The organism is Xanthomonas arboricola (genome assembly GCF_003353015.1).
GTDB lineage: Bacteria > Pseudomonadota > Gammaproteobacteria > Xanthomonadales > Xanthomonadaceae > Xanthomonas > Xanthomonas arboricola_E.
Window position 1 is genome coordinate 243,890 of sequence record NZ_QREM01000007.1, and the last position, 18,094, is coordinate 261,983.

Below are 18,094 nucleotides of genomic sequence, written 5' to 3' on the forward strand. Positions count from 1 at the left end.
TGGTTTTGAACCCGACGAGGTGCGTGTGCTGAAGGTTTGGATGGGTTTGTTGTGTCTGATCGCGCTGCCGGCAAGTGCGGCCACCCCCACGGCCCCGGAGTTGCTGTTCCGGGTCTCGGCCGACCGCGACCTGCAGGCCGATGTCGCCCGCGGCGACGGCGTGCCCAACTTCCGCGACAAGATCACGCTGGTGCCCACCGGCAAGCGCGGCAACGCCATCGAATGGGCCGACGACGGCGTGCTGTCGTGGAATGCACCCGGCAACCTCTACACCCAGCGCGGCACGCTGGGCTTCTTCTGGCGCGCACGCTATCCGGTGGGTGAAGCGCCGTTCGTGATTTTCCGGGTCGGCTATGCCGACCACACCAGCTGGGACATGGCCTGGCTGCGCATCGACTGGAACGGCCACGGCTTCGATGCTTTCGTCACCGACGCCAACCTCGCGCGCACCCGCGTCTCGTTCAAGCTCGACAAGAACCCCACTGCCAACGCGTGGACCCACATTGCGTTTGCCTGGGACGAAACCCGCGGCGTGCGCCTGTATGTCGACGGCAAGGAAGCCGCCCGCGTGGACTGCGGCGCCCCCTGCGCCGACGGCGGCGCGCTCGACTTCGACGCCGCGCTCGACTTCGACGCCGCGCTCGACCAGTTCGGCCTGGCCGGCCGCGTGATGTCGCCGCACCAGGTGCAGAGCCGCTACAACTTCCTGCGTGGCAGCGACTTCGACGAACTCCGTATCTACGACCGCATGCTCGACGCCAGCGGCGCCGCCGCGCTCGCCCGCCTGCAGGAGCCCACCACCGCGGAAGCACCCACCGGCGACGCGCAACACGCCGCCTTCCTGCACCGCTTTGGCTGGGACAACGGCCACGCACCGCCGTTGCTGGACGCACCGGTCACCCGCATCCGCAAGGTGGAATTCACCGACGCGCGCGACCTCAAGCAATGGATGTGGAAGGCCACCGACGGCATCGCCGAGACCACCTGGCCCGGCGTCTACAACCGCTCGCGCCTGCCCGGGCGTAACGACTACTTCCAGCTGCCGGACTGGAACACCTATGTCGAAGGCGGCAAGGCGCTGGATCTCACCCTGCCGGACGAGCCGGTCAACCGCATCGAGCTGCGCGGCGCCGCTTACGGCCAGGCCACTTACGCCGCGCCCAACGCACAGCCGCAGCCGCTGTTCGCGCGCAGCCAGGGCGTGGTGCGCAGCGTGGACCAGTTCCCCGAGCGCCGTGGCGGCACCCTGCGCTTTGCCAATACCGCGCAGGAAACCCCCATCCAGGAAATCTGGGCCTACAACGTGCAGCCGGGCGAGGTGCCCAAAGGCAGCGCGCAACTCAGCTACACCGTGCGAAGCGACATCCAGCCCGACTACGACAACCTCGCCCCGCTGCGCGATGTCATCGCCGGCCGCTACCCGCCGGGTGAGCGCCAGACCGTGATCGCGCTGCCCACCAAGGCGCCGGCGCGCAAGCGCCCCAGCGACAAGGCTGCAGCAAGCGCGCAGCAGCCCATCGTGCACATCCTGGTGCCGTCCAGCCTGGGTAACCCGCCGCCGGACCAGGCGCTGATGCGCAGCTGGTCCTACGGCTGGGAGAACATGCACGACGGCCTGGACGGCATCGCCATCACCTTGCCGGCGCTCACCCTGCCGGCCACCCACAACGGCAGCATCCCGCTCAACATCCGCATCAAGGACCCCATCTGGCCCGCGCGCGACATGCTCGATGTCTCGGTCGCCGTCGCTCCCGGCCAGGCCCGCACGCTGTGGCTGGACCTGCGCGACAGGATCCTCAGCAACGACAGCCTGATGCTCAGCATCGCCGCCGCCGCGCCCGGCTTTGATGCCAACGCGCTCGACGGCACCCAGCTGCAACTGGTGTTCAAGCCGCGCAATGAGGTCATCAAGGAGCACGTGGCCGACCGCTTCAACCAGGTCAAGGACAACTGGGGCTTTCTGGTGGAAGAGCACACCACCTCCAAGCGCCAGCTGCTCTACAAGCGCCTGGACGCCGACATCACCGACCTGCTGCGCGTAGACCCCGACCACGCGCTTGGGCGCGAATACTGGAACGACATCAGCTACGCCAACCAGGGCGCGTTGCCGGTCGAGATGCCCACCGTACCCAAGGGCGTGCCCGCCTGGGCGTTCTGGCAGCTGCAAGACCTCAGCGCCACCCGCCGCTACATCCGCTGGTGGATCGAGCAGCGCCAGGTGGCCTATGGCGATTTCGGCGGCGGCATCTCGGATGATTCGGACCTGGTGCAGCAATGGCCCGGCGTCGCCCTGATGGGCGTGGACCCGGACATGCTCAACGCCTCCATGCTGGCGCTGTCCGATGCCAACTACCGCAACGGCATGTTCACCAACGGCCTGTCCACCATCGAAACCGACGAGCTGCATTCCTACGAGGAGGGCATCAACCTCAACAGCGCCCTGCTGTACCTCAACTGGGGCGACCCGCGCACCGTCGAGCGCCTGATGGAAACCGTCAAGGCCTTCGACAGCGTCATCCAGGTCAACCCGCAAGGCCACCTGCTGTTTGCCAGCAACTGGTTCGGCGGCCGCACCGTCTACCGCGAGCCCAACTGGCAATGGCAAAAGCCGTATTCCTTCCCCATCGTGCACCCGGCCATCCTGCTGGGCGGCTATAACGCCGACCCCAACAGCCGCCGCGTCGTCACCGGCCTGGCAGACGGCTATCTCGCCCACGCCTACACAAACGCCAAGGGCAACTGGGCGCTACCCAACGAGATCAACTGGCAAACCGGCAAAACCCGCGGCGGCGAACTGTTCGAAGGCAGCGGCGGCGCCGACACCTTGCACACCTTCTGGGCCGCCTACCGCTTCACCGGCGAGCAGCGCTATCTCAAGCCGATTAACTACCGCGTCGCCAACAGCGGCCCCAACGGCCTGTCCCTGCTCAACGAAAACTTCCTCGACGTCATGGGCAAGCGCAACGACTGGAGCGGCAAGCTCATCGATGCAGCCAACAAGGACGACGGCAGCGCCCCGGACTTCCCGCACCACGTGGCCTGGGAGCAGACCGGCAACCTCAAGTATCTCGCCGCCATTTACCGCAGCGAGGCAAGAGAGAAGCTGCAGAACTTCTACATGAACACCCAAGGCCACTGGTGGAGCGACCGCGTGGAATCGCCCACAGTCAACCTGCAACGCGCACGCCTGGGCGGCGTGGCCCTCAAGCGCAATCAAACCTACCCCGGCCACACCGTGAGCTGGCGCTTCACCGATCCAGAGGCCGCCACCCAAGTGGCCATCGCCATCCCCGCACCCCGGCAAGACCGCTTCACCGTCATCGCCTACAACACCTCCAACAAAAACCAGCGCGCCAGCATGACCGGCTGGAACGTCGCCCCGGGCCAATGGCGCATCACCCAAGGCGTAAGCAAAGCCAATGACGGCAAGCTCGACAGCAACGCCAAGACGCAAGAGGTCGCTTTCGAAAAAAGCGCGTCCATCGACATCGACTTCCCCGCAGGCCGCACCACCGTCCTGCAGCTCGAACGCATCGCAGCCACCACCCCGGTCGAACTACGCCCGGACCTGGGCATCGGCCACAGCGATGTGCGCGTGACTGCCGATGCCATCGAGGTCACCGTGCACAGCCTCGGCCATGCCGATGCGCCGGCCGGGTTTGTGGTGTTGGAGGATGTGCGTGGGAAGGAGCTGGCCACAGTGGCGTTTCCGGCACTCGCGGCACCACGCGATCTGACGCCTAGGACGGCGGTTGTGCGGTTGGCGGTGCCGTCTGCCAGTACTGGCAAGGACGCGCGTTTGCGTCTGGTAACGGAAGGCGAGGTTGCTGAGGTGACTCAGCGCAATAACACGCTAGCTGTACCGTGAAAGCAGGAAACGAGCTCGAGTGGCGGGCTTCATAGATCCCGGCATTAGGCCGCAAGAAACTCGGCGTAAAAGAATGAGTCCGCAAAGACGCGGCCTAACACCAGGCATTAGAGGCAGGAACACGGCTGAAAAGAGATGAGCTTCAAATGCTTGTGGTGATTGACCGCGGTTAGGGAGTCGGCGAGGATCATGGAACTCCGCGCTTAAAGCGCTCCAGTATAAGTTAGACCGCGCACTGTACATCACGGACACTAGTAGCATAGTCAAACGCCGTTAGCGGAAGGCCCGACCCGGGCGGCAGCAAACAGCCTTCAAAATTTCTGTAGCACTACTTCAAGGAGAGCAACATGGAACGTGAAGAAAGCTTTCGTCTGACCCTGCAGAGCATGACTGCTGACGAGTGTCTAGCATTCCTTAAGGCTTGTGGTCATAGCCTTTACAACTGTAAGTGGCATATGCGCCACGAATTTGACGAGGCAAATACGCATTTAGTTGAGTGCAACCTCCCCGATGGCAACCTCGCCGGAGCCCGAGAGGCAATACGCGAGGCCTCCGCCCGCATCGGTGTCGATTCCTCGCGCTGGCAGCTGTTGCCTGCAAGGCTTTAGGGCACCCGCCTAACAACAATTCGTCCAAGCCGACTCCGCGGCGCGGCTTAACTCAATGTTAGCCAAACAACGGAGAGATAATGGCACCCCAAATTCTGGAACAAGTTGCATCAGGCTTCGTCGCTACATACATAGACGCGCCCAATGCACCCGACCGCACAGGCGCCGTCGCTGCTCTTGCGGATATCCTTCACTCTGCTTACGGCAGCGGTCTTGTGTCGGGAGCTGACTGCATCCGTGACAAGTTGCTACGAGAAACCGAGCGTAGTGGGTCACTCGACTCGCAGAAGCTATTGGCACTCACGTCCACGCTGTTTGGCTAACAATTCATTCAAGCAGAAACCGCTTTGCGGCTCGACTTACTTCAGGTGTTAGCTTGCAATGACAGATTGGCAGACCATCACTCTTGCGGTAACTGGTAACGCTTTAGCGCTTGCCGTTCTAGGCTGGCTAGCAAAATCACTTATTGGTAGTTTCCTATCGAAAGACCTTGAGCGGCATCGGGCGGAGCTAACCGCCGCAAATCAAACGGCAACTGAGCGGCTTCGCCATGAGCTCAGTCTCGTTGCTCAAGAACGCAACATCGTATTCTCAAGTCTCCACCAAAGGCGCGCAGATGCGATCGCGGGCATCTACGAGCGTATTGTTGAGACGTCACGCCGGGGGGCGAGCTATGCTTCACCCATCGAGTACGGCGGTGAGCCGACCAAGCAAGATAAATACTCGGACTTCGTCGTTTCATACAATGATCTGGTCGGATACTTTGGAAAGACTAAAATCTACGTTCCAAAGGCAACATGCGCCAAGATCGATGAGCTTGTCGATCAGATAAAAGGCGCTGCGATAGAGATGAATGTCTACATGTCTCGCCCGGACGAGCATTTGGGTCGAGAGGGCCGGATTGCGAAAATGGAGGTGTGGTTGAAGTCTTGGAAGTGTTTCAAAGATCAAGTCCCGGTAGCTAAGGAAGCTCTAGAAAGCGATCTGCGCTCCCTGCTTGGCGACAGCGAATCGGTTGCAAGCTAACAATTCATTCAGACGAACCTTAGAGTCGAATCGGCTACTGGGAATGCATTTGGTCTAGGGTTAGTTACCCTCCTGCAAACCTTAAATTGGATCCAACTGAAACCAATTGACTGGTCCAGCACCTTGAATACCGCGTTTGCAAAAAAAACTGTTCAGACCGAAGTAAGTCACTTTGAGAACGCAGACGCCTAACTCTTCCATCGAGAGGATGTGTCCAGGCAACCGGGCCGCGCCTCTCATGTGAGACATTAGGCCCAACCTAAGACCGCTTTATTCCCAATTCAAAACGAGAGCATCATATGGCTAAGTACACGATCAGCTACGTTTATATAAGAAAAAATTCAAGTGGAAACGAGAGCAGAACGGCGAGCAATTACACTGTGGAAGCAGGAAGTGAGGCGACAGCCATAAGAATGGTTGAGGATAGGCACTCGGGCTGCAAAATTGAAATTCGATCCATCAGAGAGAAGAAACAAATACTTATTGTCTACTTGAGCTGCTTACGACTTGAGCATCCGCAAGTGAAGGTCGCCTGTAGGGCATAACGATTCATTCAAGCCGAGTCCGCTTCGCGGGTCGGCTTGACTCCAGCGTTAGGCGTCATACCAACCAACAAGGGGAGTCAATGGCAATTTCTAAGCAAGAGCTCGAGGCAATGAATGATCTTCTTGGCAAGGGCAAGAAGGTGACGGACTTGGCGAAGAAGTACCCCCAGTACGACTACTGGGAAATATATTGGGCGGTCAATGACTACAGCTTCCTTGGCAAGAAGCGAACGATCACCAATCGCCTAAAGCGTCTGGTCAAAGAAAAGACGACGGAGCAACGCGAGAAAACCGCAGAGGAGGCGCAAGATCTGCTTAATGAGCTGTATCGGCAGCTCAAACGCAATAGCGAGATGCTCATTGAGATTGACCGCGTTCTGAGAGGAGGCAAGTGACGCCAAACAATTCGTTCAAGCCGAAGCTGCTTCGCGGCTCGGCTTAACTCAGGCGTTAGGCAATGACCGAGCGTATCCACGACGGCCCAATTGACGGGCGCGCGATCCTAGTCTGGGCATATGACGACGATCTTTTGGTTGACGCCCAAGATGAGGACTTACCTGCTCTACGCTAGAATGGATAAATCGCTTCGCTTGGGAGCTGACTAATTCAGGCGCTAGACCTCACAGGAGACTTTCGTGGCAACGGATCAGGGTAAAGCCAGTGACGAACCATCTGACTGCACCGTGCACACGCATCCGGTACCAGCTGGTGAGCTGAGCCGATACAGCGTCGAAGGCGGTGCGCATGCCGAACAGGACATTCGCAATTACGTACAGGGCCAAGCACGGGACGAGGTCGTACAGCACGTAGAGCGCGTTAAGCGCGAGGCGGTGTTTGGCCAAATGTACTAGATCTGGGATGTGACTACAGATAAGGACAGGTGGTGGGTGCTCACGAACCTGACTAACCTTTATTCGCAGCGCCACTTCCCTAGCTTGGATTACACCCTCTCCTTCCGCATCGGCCTTATGGCCAGGCTCCGGGACAGATCGGGAAGAGCAGACGCTGAAGACCCCTCGCCATTCGATGAGGTAATTCGCCGAATGGATCAGGCCGAGCGCCACCTAGGCCATGCTGTCGAAGCCGAAGATTATCAAGCAGTTGGCATGCAGCTTCGAGAAGCTCTTCTATCGCTTATAGCAGCAGTTCGCCGCAGAGTTAAGATCCCGGAGGATTCCGAAGTACCACAAGCAGCAAATTTTATCGCGTGGTCTGATCTTCTCATGAACACCCTCTGCGGTGGAGGAAGCAATCGGGAGTTGCGGCAGTATCTGAAGACTTTAGCCAAAGAGACTTGGCAGTTGGCGAATTGGCTCACGCACCACCGCAACGCCACTGAAATAGCAGCATCAGTTGCTCTACATTCTTGTCAGACGATTGTCGGCCACTTTATCCAGCTGGTGCAGCGGATCAGCACAAATCAATTAGATCGCTGTCCCATATGCTCTTCTCGAAACATCCGGACACACTTTGATATTGAGATTCTGCCAGATGGTCATTACTTCTCTAGCTGTGGCAGCTGCGATTGGGATAGTCATCTTGGGCACGGCCCAGAAGAGACCTAACAATTCGTCCAAGCCGACGTCGCTTCGCGGCTTGGCTTAAATAAGCGAAAAACGTGGTCGAAAGAACGGGGCGGATTCACTTAAGAAGTAAGCCCGAATTTTTTCCTTCACTCATCTGTAGGCATAGAGCTTATTGAATGTATCTGGCATAGCTACGGATATCGAGTATTGGAGCCATTCCGCGTTCCTGCAACCTCGTCATGAGTTCAAGTAGAAATCGTGTTGCTGTGCGTGGTGGAGAGCCAGGTGAGTTTCAGATAAGGATAACCTGAATGCGCTTCTATAAAGCAATTAAATTTGTGAAATTGCGATAATTTATTGATTTAAGCAATAACAGATGCGCCGTAAATTCCGCCAAAACCGTTCTTGCGGATTTGCATCGATTCTTCAAAGTTAGACTCAAAGGGCTCGGTACCTTTTACAATTTCGAACCAATCTGTCGCACTATTAACCATGTCGTGAGCAAATTTCTGAACATCAATATGCAAATAACTATTTAAGATGTGATTATGAAAAGACCCGTCGGTCACTCCAGGTTTGAAGAATATCACTCCGTTGAAATTTAGATTTTTGTGGTTCAACCTGCCTTGATGGAGTGCAGCGCACCTTAGGCTGTAACAGTTCTTTCCGTCAAGCGTGGGGCGGCCATTTGCTTGATATTTAAAAGCCATCCATTTTTTAAACCACTCCATATATTTCTTGCCAGTCGCGTGGCCATCGTCGCTTTCGAGGGCCCCGCAAATGTCAGGCACCGTTAGAGTGGTCATCAGTGAAACGAGATACAAGTCACTCTCTTCAGAGAGTAGGGCCACCTGATTAATGAAATTAAAGAATGGGTGGTAATCGGCGAGATTTAATAGGTCTGTGCTAGTCATGGGCGGTTAGCTTTATAGTCCGCTCTGAGTCTGCATAGATTAACCCGCATTGTAATGTCAGGAATATCCTTACATGACAAACGGGTCAGGTTCACTTCTTTAAGAAAATCGGCTAGATAGGGGCTCAGGGATATCTTCCGCGCGTGTCGGCAGGGAGGCGCTCTCGATTCTTATCAGCGCTTTGCCACCCAAAGCAGTTGACATCCCAACAAACCCGCAGCAATCTCTACCTCAAGGAGCGTAGAAACTCCTCTAAGAGCGGTACCCACCTCCGTCAAACCGGTGGGTTTTTTGTGCCTGTAGATTCTTGCGGGCGCAACCGACGCGATGCCTGCGTCGGGAGGGCGGCTAATACAAGACCCTTCGGGGAAATACGCCCGCCGACTCTTAGCGGTTTCTAACCTCCCGACATCCCGTCGCCACCCGGCGGCGGGGCCTGCTCGTCAAGGAGGGCTTTGCCATGCGTCGATCCACGTCCCGTCCCAAGCCAGCGCGCAAGCGCGCCACGGTGCCGCCGCCCACCGAGGTCGTCTGGCGCTCGCTCGACCCAACGATCACGCCGCGGCCCTACCTCGACCGCCCCGCCATCCCCGAGCCCCGCCCCGATCCTGTCGACTCCCCTTAATTCAATGCCAGCCAAAACTAGAGGTCTGCGGTTGATGTTGATCACGGAACTCGGCGGGTGTTAGCCCGCCCAGGCTGTCGTGCNTCGGTGAACTTGCTCTTGCGCATCGCTGGTCTCCTTGGTGGCTAGTGTGCCCGGAGACCTCTAACTATGGATGGACCAATTTTACGGGGAGCTGACAGCGGCAGCCGCCAACGTCTGCTGAGCGGAGCGACCTACTATCCGTTCGGCCCATCCTCCGGCTGGACCTACGGCAACGGCCGCAAGTTGGCGCGCAGGTACGATCAGGATTACCGGCCACAGAGCATCCAGGACACCCGCGCTGGCGGGCTGGAAATCGGCTTCGGCTTCGACGCCGTTGGCGACCTCACTGCGCTGACGCCGGCCGGCAACCCAACACCAGAACTTCGTCTGGACTACGACGCGCTGGGCCGGCTGACAGCGTTGAAAGACGGCGCCGCCAATACCGTGATCGACGGCTACAGCTACGATGCCACCGGCAATCGCCTAAGCGCCAAAGTTGGCGGTGCTACCCAAGCCTACACCTACCCGACCACCAACCACCGCCTGAGCGCAGTCGCAGGCGTGGCGCGCACCTACGACAAGATGGGCAATACCCTCACCATCGGCGGCAAGGCACGCGAGTACCTGTACGACACCACCGCGCGCATGACCCAGGTCAAGCGCGCAGGTGTCGCGGTCATGAACTACCGCTATAACGGCCGGGGTGAGCAAGTCCGTCGCTACCTGGGCACCACCAACACCTATACGCTCTACGACGAGGCGGGCCATTGGCTCGGCGACTACGACACTAACGGTGCACCCAAGCAACAAGCGATCTGGCTGGATGACCTGCCGGTGGGCCTGTTGGCCAACGGTGGTCAACTGCACTATATCGAACCCGACCACCTAGGCAGCCCGCGTGTAGTCGTGGATGCCGCCCGCGACATTGCCGTGTGGAACTGGAGCCTGAAGGGCGAAGCCTTCGGCAACACCGCGCCCAACCAGGATCCGGATGGCGATGGCGCCGCGATGGTGTTCGACATGCGCTTCCCAGGCCAGCGGTTTGATACAGCGAGCGGGTTCAATCAGAACTACTTTCGCGATTACGATGCGGCCACTGGTCGGTACGGGCAGAGTGATCCGATTGGATTAAGAGGGGGGCTGAATAGCTACTCATATGCTAACAATCGCCCGTTTTTCTCCTCTGATCCATTTGGCCTTCGTGCGCCATTTGCTCAAGAATCTGCTTTTATTGGCACTCTGTTCGGTAGCAGCTTCGATACTGCATCACTAGATATCCAGCAAGCATCGGGAAGCCGCGGCTCGTCTCTGCGTGGCAGCAATGTTAAGCTGCCACGAAGCCTTTTTATTGATGGCGATATAGGTAAAGGCATCGACCTCAATAAAGTTGAAGCGCGCTCAACTCTTGCTCACGAGGTTTTTCATGTGTGGCAACGTCGTAGAGGTGCAAAGGTCACCTCACGCCTCATACTTCCTCAGGTTGGATATACACTTGGCTTTGGAAGTCCCTATGATTACGCGAGTCCCTCTAGCGCTGAACAAGCATCTCAATACTTTAATGCGCTTTTTGGAGATGGCAAGTACGAAGCACAGGCTCAGTTATGGGAAGATTCGTACCTTGCTAGCGACTCAAGTAGCTTAGCCGGGGAAATTTGGAATGCTTTGCAAAACGAGGTGCAAAATGGGTGCATGGGGCAATGATGGCTAATAACTTAAGGCTGGCAATTATTCTTATGATCTCCTTGTCTGCTTGTGCTGCTCCTGGCCAAGGTATGAAAGCCAAGAAGACGAAGGAGGTCGGTAATGCTATAGTTCGTTCAATCGAAGCTTATCGTATTGAAAGGGCTGCTTATCCCAATTCGATTGATGAGCTTGACAATTATAAGGAAATCATGACGGATGTTGATTCCGCAAATATAAAGTTATTTTTTGTCTCAAATTCGCCTGATAATTACGAGTTGATAATCAAGTATTTTGGCCTAGGCAGTAACTTATGCGTCCATCGATCTACAGACGCCCAAAACGTCTGGAATTGCACGGGTAGCTACTGATCAGAGGTCACCACCCAGGTTTGCCATTAGCTGTGCTAATCATCAAAAATCCAAGCTGGGCCTAAGGTTTCCCCATGTGGCTCCCTGCGAGATCACACTGGTGCGCCACGATTTGGAAGAAGTGCGCCCATGAGGGATGCTTTAAGAACGGAGTCAGGTTCGCTTGAAAGTTCAATCTGACTCCGTTTTTCGCTGCCTACATTACATCGGCGCACGGTTCAAATGGCGGAAAGAACTCGCCATTTGCGCCACACGCTGATCCAATGCGCCTTAACTTTGGTGTTAGAAAAAACTGGGAATTTGATTAAAATTTTCTTGGGTTCCACGTCCTACGGCCTGTTCGACTTGAGAGCTCACACTGTTTCAATTTTATGTGGAAACGGGGAAACGGGGAAACGGGGTCAGGTTTACTTCTCGAGATAAGGGCTCAAGGGTATCTTCCGCGGGACGCATCGGTACGGCGGCACTCTCACATCCATATCAGCGCTCTGCTCTTCCCAGCAGTCGATATCCCGACAAACCTGCAGCCGAGCCCAACGCGCCGATCGCCGCGCAGAGGAGCACACAGATGGGGTAACCAGCTGTCGTTTCGCATCTCACGCCAGACCACCTCGACCGCCTGCTACGCCCGCTCGTTGCTCATGTAAGAATGGGGTCAGGCTTATAAACCTGATCCATTACTCCACTCGGCCTGCTCGCCATGAAATTCGTCTACATTTTTTGCATGCTGATTGCCGGTTTCTTGCTCGGCGCCGGTGGATTGATACGCTGGGGCGCGTTTCTTGTCGCGCCCGAGAAGCGGCCGTTTCGTTCGACTTGGGACCGGAGGGGATTTTTCATGGCGGCCGCCGGCATCACCGGGATGATCGTAAGTACAGCAATCTACGAGGCTTCTTGCTGATCTATGCAAGGGTATCAGGCTGGCGCAGCCATCAAGGGCTTTGCCCATGAAGTTGCAGGGCAAACACCGGAGTTATCTTGCGCGCAAATGATGATCTGGGTGAGTTACCTGAGGACTGGGCTCCAGAGCCACTTGGTCCAAGGGCAGATGTCCTGGCTGCAATCGGAAGTTGCGTGCCCGCTAAGGATGCCAGTTTGGCACTAGATTTCCGAGTCGAGGAACCTGAGGATAGCGAGGAGCCGCGGACCATATCCGTATCAGGCGCCTGGGGTTAAAGAGAGGCTGCAATGTTGCAGAGGCTGTGCAACCTGCTTGGTGCGCGGTTCTACGATGCTGAGGCTGGGGATTTCATAGATTTAGTGCAGAAGGGGTGAGATTTACTTAAAAGTCAACCTAGCCCTGTTTCCCATTCCACATCTTCGCCCTCTGCATCCAGAGGCGTTGTAGAGTGGAGCCTATCAATCCACTCAAGCTGTACCCGCTTCACGGGAAGGCTTGATCAAACGTTAGGCCTAAGCGGGGCACTCCGATGAAACTTGCAGCACTCTTGGCCATTGCTTTAGCGAGCACCTTGCTTGCGGCTCCGCTAGCGCATGGCGGCAAGCTCAGGGTTAAGACAGATCAAGTCGTAGACCTGACACGATTCCTTGAGGAGAAGCCGCTTGACGAAAGCGCGCCGGCCATTCGCTCGCTCCTCATAGATTGGGAAAAGAAGAGCAAGGATGTAGTCGATTACGTTTGCCCAGGCGTACTTACACCAATTCTAGCGACCGATGTTCCCAACTCTGCAGAGCTATTGGTACAGTTCATTTTTGGAAGCGCCGCGCATCAAATTGGCAACCCAAGCGACAAGGGGAAGGTCGTGCCCGGACAACTCGCTGGGATGCGCGGCATGCTCAAGGCTTATAGAGCGTTTCTTGTGGCGAATCCGGCGGCCCGGATCCCGAGACTAGACGAGCTAACTCAGATGAATGCTGCAGGAACATTGCCGGAGTACCTTGAGCCAATCGTAGTGAAAGAATGCGGCCAAGGTTCTTGAAGCTTAGTCCAATCATTCAAGCCGAAGCCGATCCACGGCGCAGCTCAACTTAGGCGTTAGGCTCACCAGCATGTCTCGCATCGCTAGATACAGAACGGGTTATTTGCTTGTACTTGGCGCGCTAAGCGCGCTGACGTATACCGTGGTCCGCGCTGCAGGCGGCTCCAGCGCTGCATTACTTACGGTCGGCTTCCTGCTCCTCGTGCCTGGCAGACTTCAGGGCTTGCTGCTGCGGCCTCTGTTTCGAGGACAGCGCGCACTTGCTGAAGGCAAGCCTGAGGAGGCGGCCGTCCAGTTCCATCACCAGCTCACTCAGCTCCAAGCACAGCCATGGCGGCGTCTCGCACTCTGGCTAGGCTGGTCTACTTATACTCCAAGCCTCGCTGCCATGGTGACCAACAACCTCGGAGTCGCTTATGCGGCGCGGGGTGAGCTTGAGCAGGCACAAGCTGCCTGGAAACATGCATTGGCGCTAGATCATCTGTACCCGGTTCCGTATGCCAACTTGGCTGCCGCAGCTGCCGCCCGTGGCGCTTCCGATGAGGGGCACTCGCTATTGTGCCAAGCACGGAAGCTGGGCTACGGCGGCGGCCCTTTGGATCAGGCCACGCACCGAATGCAGCAATTACTAGCAGCCGTGGAGTCTCGCGGGCCTGCGTTGTGAGGCTCAATAATTCATCCGTGTCGACGCCGCCTTGCGGCGCTGCTCTTCTGTTGTCTCTCCAGCGTGCTTTGCTTGGTGAGACCCATCCACAGCTTAGACAAGCGTCTATTGAGGCTGATCCCGGGACAAGCGTTGTTCGTTTGCGATTTGAGTACGATGGAGAGCCTTCCAAGGCTGCGCTCGACAGCGGCTCATGCGCTGCAACGGAAGTGATTGCTGACTTCCCGGCGCCGTGGAATTTAGATGATCAGCATGTTTCCGTGGCATATCCACACAAGCTTTCGGCGTTGGCCCATATTGCCTACCGTCGTTGGGAGCCTGAGCATGCTGCCTAGCGGCTAGTCTGTGTCCCGCAATCCGGCGGCGTACAGCAATTCATTCAAGTCGGCACCATTTCGGTGCACGGCGCACTTCGAAACATGGTGTGGTCAGAATGCATGCATGGTCCAGCATTGAAGAGTGGGCGCATGCGTACATCCGCGTTCATGAGGCCGAGGCTTCACTGGATGATTCGCACCCGGACTATCTGGCTGCCTATGAGTTCATGGTGGAGCTGGTCGGTGAAGATGCAGAGCAATGTTGGGCCGGCATTCTTGAGGTAGTTCGGCGCCGGCCAACAGAGCGTGTGCTTGGTATGGTCGCCGCCGGGCTGGTCGAAGACTTGCTCGATGGCTCCGGTGCGGTATTCATTGAGCGCATCGAGGCGCAGGCAGGCACCGATCCCGTCTTTCGCAAGATGCTCCATGGCGCCTGGGAAAGCGGCACGCCAGAGGTCTGGTCGCGGTTCGTGGCAGCTCGTGGGGAGTTCGCAGATGCTGGCTGACACTTCATCGATACCGGGCGACCAAGAACGGTGTCAGCTTCACTTATAAGGCCAAGCTGACCTTGTTTCGCAGTGGCGCTGAGTCCGTGTTGACCTGTACCCCCAGGTGGTTGCTTCCTGACAATACGTTCAAGCCAAACCTGCCGCCGCGGATGTCCTCGCGCAGCTGCTGACGTTGCGGGCAAGTGGGATTGCCGAGTGTCACCGCACAGACAGGGCTGCCTGTTACTGGCCTTGGCCTGATCTCAAGCTAAGCTGAAGACGCTCGCTTTTCCGGTCCCCGTGTCGTACGCCACCAATGCCTCCTGGAAGGCATCAGCGCTGCCAACGAGGTCACCGTCACTGCTCCAGATGGCAGACCGACCCGCTCCTATGAAAGTATCGGCGGGGCCTACACAGTTCGCCATCAAGACAGTCATGGAATGCGTTTTTGCAATCGTCGGATAGTGACTGTAGGCCGATGCCACCCCCCTCTCCGACTTGGCCACGCTTGCCAGATACACGCCCACACCTGAGTCCGCAGCCTGTTCTGCATGGCTTGCCTGCAGTGACTCGTAGCAAATGGCAGGCGCCAACGCCTGATCTGCGTGTCTGAGAACAAGCTGCTCGCTACCGGCGGTGAAGAACGGGAACTCGTCGGGGTGTAACTGCTGTTTGGAGTAGCTTGTGCGCTCCAGCCCCGGTTGGAAGCAGAGCATGCTGATTTCGGTGCCCTTTGCCCCCTTCGTGGGCGCGCCAACGGCGATGAGCATGCCGTACCGGTCACTTGCCAGCTGAAATTGATCAAAGCGCTGATCAGCCGGCTGCACCGCCAGGGCCTGCGCCAATCCGGGTTCGTAACCGGTGAGGGACAGCTCGGGAAAGACCAGCACATCGGCACCCTTGCTCGCAGCCAGGCGAATGACATCGAGGTGCTTGCTGATATTCCCTTCGATTTCGCCAGGCGTCGAAAGGATTTGCGCGGCTGTCAGCTTCATTGCCTGTCTCGTGTCCACGTATTGGGGTTGAGCGTAGCGGATTCCAACAGACTGGTAACCAGCATGCTCTCGAATTACGCATATGCTGCTCGCACGCTCGTGCCCTCAAAAGCGGAGCGTCTTGGCCCGTCCTTGTCTTCATCAACGGCATAGAGCAGATGTATAGCGTGGGTTTTTACCAATCTTCTCCGACTTGCTTCTTTGGAAAAAATGGCACAACGCGCTGAGGGATGTACTCACTTATTGAGCACCTCGGTTGTCCATATCTGATCGTAATCCGCGTTGTGCGCCTTGGTAAAACCATGGGCATCGCTGAATCCATCATCGACCTTCTGGCCATCCTTATGGATCACGTAATGGCGCCCGCCGGCAACCTGGTCGCCGTGGTAATGCAGCTGCATCCGGTACACCAGCCTGCTCTCTTCTCCTGCTGGCGTCGCCTGCTGCTGTTCAACGCTGCCGGCTAGTTGCTGTATCTGCAACAGCGGTGTCGTCTGCTGCGGATGGGCCACCACCCAGCTTCTGAACCTGGCCTGGTCCTGCGCTGGCGCCTGCCCGGACGCTGGCCAGATGTAGAGAAACGTTGCGGGCGTGCCGGGTGCCGTACTGGCCGCCGGCATGTGCCACTCATAGACCTGGTGCCTACCATCGGCTGTCGTCATCTCGAGCAGGCGGGCACTGGCTTGCGATAGGTTGCTGGTGGCGACCGGCAGTTCACTGATCGGGACGAGGCTGGAGTTCGGGACGGCGCCCGCCAGTGCCAGTAGCAGATCGCGCTGGTTTGTCACTTCCTGTTCGTTCAACGACAGCGAGCGCAAGTAGCGCGAACGCAGGCTGAAACGGTAGCGCGTTTCCTGCAGGGTGAATTCTCCCTCGACCCTGGAGGCTTCGTGCCAGTCGTGCCCAGGTGCCAGATTGACAGCGCCGTGCATGACGCAAAACCCCTGCCGGGATTGCGCCGCTGGCGGGAAGGGCGCTGCACTGCTGGTGATCGATGCCAGGATGTCCTTGGTGCGCCGTTCGGTGATGTCCTGCAGGCGGCTGATGGCCGTTTTCTGGAAGCGAAAGGTCGTGCCATCGCGATGAATGAAGCCGGTGACCTGCACCACATTCGGGTCGAGCGGCAGCGCGTCTTCGGCGTGTACGACGATGACCCTGCCATCGTCCTGCGCCAGCGTTTCCACGGGCTTGATCAGTTGGCGCACCCGGCCATTGCTGGCCGGTGCTTGCGCGGCCAGCAGGCGCTGCGCATAGCTAGTCGCGTCCTCGCGGTAGCTGTCGATGTCGCCCCAGTAAAACTGCGCGGAACTCCCCAGGAAATGCAGGGGAACATCAGCCGTCACGGCAAGACGCCCGATGCAGTAACTGGTGTTGACGGGATTGTCCGCCGACGGCGGCAACGATTTGTTGGTGGTGTTGGTTGTGCTGCAAGCGGCAAGCAACGCCATGGCAGCAAGCAGCGGCGCGCGCATCAAACGCGTGGCGGAACGTCTCAACGCAATTCCCTCAGAACAGCAATCGGCAATGATAGATGACGCCGGTCCACGTGGTGCGCCACCGCTGGCCAGGTGATCTGGTGCTTCCTGCTGCTTCCGTGCATTGGCCGATTGCGGGGTCGAGCGAGCCGCATCCGTTCTGGCCGGTGCAGGCCAACGGAAACCGCACTGCGCCACCTTGCATCGGCTTTTATGCCGTGGTGATAGTGATGGCGTGCCTGCTTCCGTTGGCTGGGGCGTGTGGGGGTTGCGTTGGGAGGGGCCGGTGCTCGGAGGTCGCACACCCACGTGTGCGCCTTCCTCTGCGGGAGTGGCGCACAGGGTGCCCGCGCTTGCTATGGCTTCTTTCGATACACCCCACCGAAGGACACGTTCATTCCGCCGCATTCCAGGTTGTCGTCGGCCAGCAGCATGTCGCCCAGCAATTGCAGGCGTACCTTGCAGGTGTTCTCGTTGACCTCGACGCGGTTGCCTTCGGGATAGCCGCGCGCGGTGACCGATCCGGTGTGCGGACCGCCCGGCGTCTGTTCCGGATCGGGATAGGCGCTGGGCCAGTACGCATCGCCGTTGACGGTGATGCTGCCGTCTGCGTTGGTGGTCAATTGCAGCGTGTTGTCGCCATAGTGCCAGTGGCCGTTCCATGCTTGCGGTGTGGGCGTGGCCGCGCTTGGTTGCATCTGCAGGCTGGACTGTGCGACCCAACCTGCGGTGCCGCCGCCCTTGTTGGGATAGAGCACGCAGACATAGGCATTGCGGCGCTGCGCCGTCAGGACGACATCGTTCTTGACCACGTAGGCGCGCCCCTGGCACGCGGCCCCGCCCGTGTCCGGGCAGCCATCGGTGTCCTTGAGCAGGTACAGGCGCGGCGGGATGACCTTGCCGAGGGAGAACGCCACCGGCGCGCTGGTGAACAACCCATTGCGGCAGGTGGCATCGTCGGCGGCAGGTGCGGCGTGGACCAACGGCGAAACGCCCAACAGGGTAAGCATCCAGGCCTTACGCATCGC

Annotated in this window: 14 protein-coding genes and 1 pseudogene; 11 read left to right on the forward strand and 4 right to left on the reverse strand. The window is 58.1% G+C overall.

Features of this window, described 5'->3' with window-relative positions; all coding sequences use genetic code 11:
* Nucleotides 1-19 precede the first annotated feature (19 nt).
* From C0541_RS04455 to C0541_RS21170, 5 genes are all read left to right on the forward strand, one after another.
* The gene (locus C0541_RS04455; RefSeq protein ID WP_115046136.1) at nucleotides 20-3,868 is read left to right on the forward strand and encodes a LamG-like jellyroll fold domain-containing protein; all 3,849 of its coding nucleotides are present in this window, start codon (nucleotides 20-22) and stop codon (nucleotides 3,866-3,868) included.
* 347 nt (nucleotides 3,869-4,215) lie between these two features.
* Complete coding sequence (locus C0541_RS20645; protein ID WP_153064951.1) at nucleotides 4,216-4,476, forward strand: hypothetical protein; 261 nt, start codon at nucleotides 4,216-4,218, stop codon at nucleotides 4,474-4,476.
* A gap of 381 nt (nucleotides 4,477-4,857) precedes the next feature.
* On the forward strand, nucleotides 4,858-5,502 hold the full coding sequence (locus C0541_RS04460; RefSeq protein ID WP_115046138.1) for a hypothetical protein: 645 nt from the start codon (nucleotides 4,858-4,860) through the stop codon (nucleotides 5,500-5,502).
* Between the two features lie 655 nt (nucleotides 5,503-6,157).
* Nucleotides 6,158-6,442 (forward strand): hypothetical protein, encoded by a 285-nt coding sequence (locus tag C0541_RS04465; RefSeq protein ID WP_153064952.1) that lies wholly within the window; start codon nucleotides 6,158-6,160, stop codon nucleotides 6,440-6,442.
* A gap of 492 nt (nucleotides 6,443-6,934) precedes the next feature.
* Nucleotides 6,935-7,612, forward strand: a complete 678-nt coding sequence (locus C0541_RS21170; RefSeq protein ID WP_238601259.1) for a hypothetical protein — start codon at nucleotides 6,935-6,937, stop codon at nucleotides 7,610-7,612.
* 323 nt (nucleotides 7,613-7,935) lie between these two features.
* Here the strand turns inward: C0541_RS21170 and C0541_RS20650 are convergent, their stop codons facing one another.
* Complete coding sequence (locus C0541_RS20650; protein WP_153064953.1) at nucleotides 7,936-8,487, reverse strand: hypothetical protein; 552 nt, start codon at nucleotides 8,485-8,487, stop codon at nucleotides 7,936-7,938.
* Between the two features lie 808 nt (nucleotides 8,488-9,295).
* On the opposite strand from C0541_RS20650, the pseudogene C0541_RS04475 reads away from it, so the two are divergent.
* From C0541_RS04475 to C0541_RS04495, 6 genes and pseudogenes are all read left to right on the forward strand, one after another.
* Nucleotides 9,296-10,837, forward strand: a pseudogene (locus C0541_RS04475) (RHS repeat domain-containing protein); the annotation flags it as partial.
* The gene (locus tag C0541_RS20655) at nucleotides 10,837-11,187 is read left to right on the forward strand and encodes a hypothetical protein (protein ID WP_238601260.1); all 351 of its coding nucleotides are present in this window, start codon (nucleotides 10,837-10,839) and stop codon (nucleotides 11,185-11,187) included. The pseudogene C0541_RS04475 and the gene C0541_RS20655, both read left to right, overlap by 1 nt.
* 700 nt (nucleotides 11,188-11,887) lie before the next feature.
* On the forward strand, nucleotides 11,888-12,088 hold the full coding sequence (locus tag C0541_RS04480) for a hypothetical protein (RefSeq protein ID WP_238601261.1): 201 nt from the start codon (nucleotides 11,888-11,890) through the stop codon (nucleotides 12,086-12,088).
* Between the two features lie 529 nt (nucleotides 12,089-12,617).
* The gene (locus C0541_RS04485; RefSeq protein WP_115046143.1) at nucleotides 12,618-13,127 is read left to right on the forward strand and encodes a hypothetical protein; all 510 of its coding nucleotides are present in this window, start codon (nucleotides 12,618-12,620) and stop codon (nucleotides 13,125-13,127) included.
* A 388-nt stretch (nucleotides 13,128-13,515) separates the two neighbouring features.
* The gene (locus C0541_RS21260; RefSeq protein WP_153064955.1) at nucleotides 13,516-13,791 is read left to right on the forward strand and encodes a hypothetical protein; all 276 of its coding nucleotides are present in this window, start codon (nucleotides 13,516-13,518) and stop codon (nucleotides 13,789-13,791) included.
* Nucleotides 13,792-14,224: 433 nt separating this feature from the next.
* The gene (locus tag C0541_RS04495; RefSeq protein ID WP_115046145.1) at nucleotides 14,225-14,614 is read left to right on the forward strand and encodes a DUF6869 domain-containing protein; all 390 of its coding nucleotides are present in this window, start codon (nucleotides 14,225-14,227) and stop codon (nucleotides 14,612-14,614) included.
* Between the two features lie 245 nt (nucleotides 14,615-14,859).
* Here the strand turns inward: C0541_RS04495 and C0541_RS04500 are convergent, their stop codons facing one another.
* The 3 genes from C0541_RS04500 to C0541_RS04510 form a co-directional block, all read right to left on the reverse strand.
* Complete coding sequence (locus C0541_RS04500; RefSeq protein ID WP_193725864.1) at nucleotides 14,860-15,591, reverse strand: carbon-nitrogen hydrolase family protein; 732 nt, start codon at nucleotides 15,589-15,591, stop codon at nucleotides 14,860-14,862.
* 236 nt (nucleotides 15,592-15,827) lie between these two features.
* Nucleotides 15,828-17,087: a hypothetical protein gene (locus C0541_RS04505; protein WP_238601262.1), complete on the reverse strand. Its 1,260-nt coding sequence runs from the start codon at nucleotides 17,085-17,087 to the stop codon at nucleotides 15,828-15,830.
* 335 nt (nucleotides 17,088-17,422) lie between these two features.
* Nucleotides 17,423-18,091, reverse strand: a complete 669-nt coding sequence (locus tag C0541_RS04510) for a hypothetical protein (protein ID WP_115046149.1) — start codon at nucleotides 18,089-18,091, stop codon at nucleotides 17,423-17,425.
* Between the last annotated feature and the right edge of the window lie 3 nt (nucleotides 18,092-18,094).

Bases quoted from the DNA above. Each gene is read 5' to 3' on its own strand.
- C0541_RS20645 (WP_153064951.1), top strand. From the start codon at position 4,216: ATGGAACGTGAAGAAAGCTTTCGTCTGACCCTGCAGAGCATGACTGCT.
- C0541_RS04460 (WP_115046138.1), top strand. From the start codon at position 4,858: ATGACAGATTGGCAGACCATCACTCTTGCGGTAACTGGTAACGCTTTA.
- C0541_RS04465 (WP_153064952.1), top strand. From the start codon at position 6,158: ATGAATGATCTTCTTGGCAAGGGCAAGAAGGTGACGGACTTGGCGAAG.
- C0541_RS20650 (WP_153064953.1), bottom strand. From the start codon at position 8,487: ATGACTAGCACAGACCTATTAAATCTCGCCGATTACCACCCATTCTTT.
- C0541_RS20655 (WP_238601260.1), top strand. From the start codon at position 10,837: ATGGCTAATAACTTAAGGCTGGCAATTATTCTTATGATCTCCTTGTCT.
- C0541_RS04480 (WP_238601261.1), top strand. From the start codon at position 11,888: ATGAAATTCGTCTACATTTTTTGCATGCTGATTGCCGGTTTCTTGCTC.
- C0541_RS04485 (WP_115046143.1), top strand. From the start codon at position 12,618: ATGAAACTTGCAGCACTCTTGGCCATTGCTTTAGCGAGCACCTTGCTT.
- C0541_RS21260 (WP_153064955.1), top strand. From the start codon at position 13,516: ATGGTGACCAACAACCTCGGAGTCGCTTATGCGGCGCGGGGTGAGCTT.
- C0541_RS04495 (WP_115046145.1), top strand. From the start codon at position 14,225: ATGCATGCATGGTCCAGCATTGAAGAGTGGGCGCATGCGTACATCCGC.
- C0541_RS04500 (WP_193725864.1), bottom strand. From the start codon at position 15,591: ATGAAGCTGACAGCCGCGCAAATCCTTTCGACGCCTGGCGAAATCGAA.
- C0541_RS04510 (WP_115046149.1), bottom strand. From the start codon at position 18,091: ATGCGTAAGGCCTGGATGCTTACCCTGTTGGGCGTTTCGCCGTTGGTC.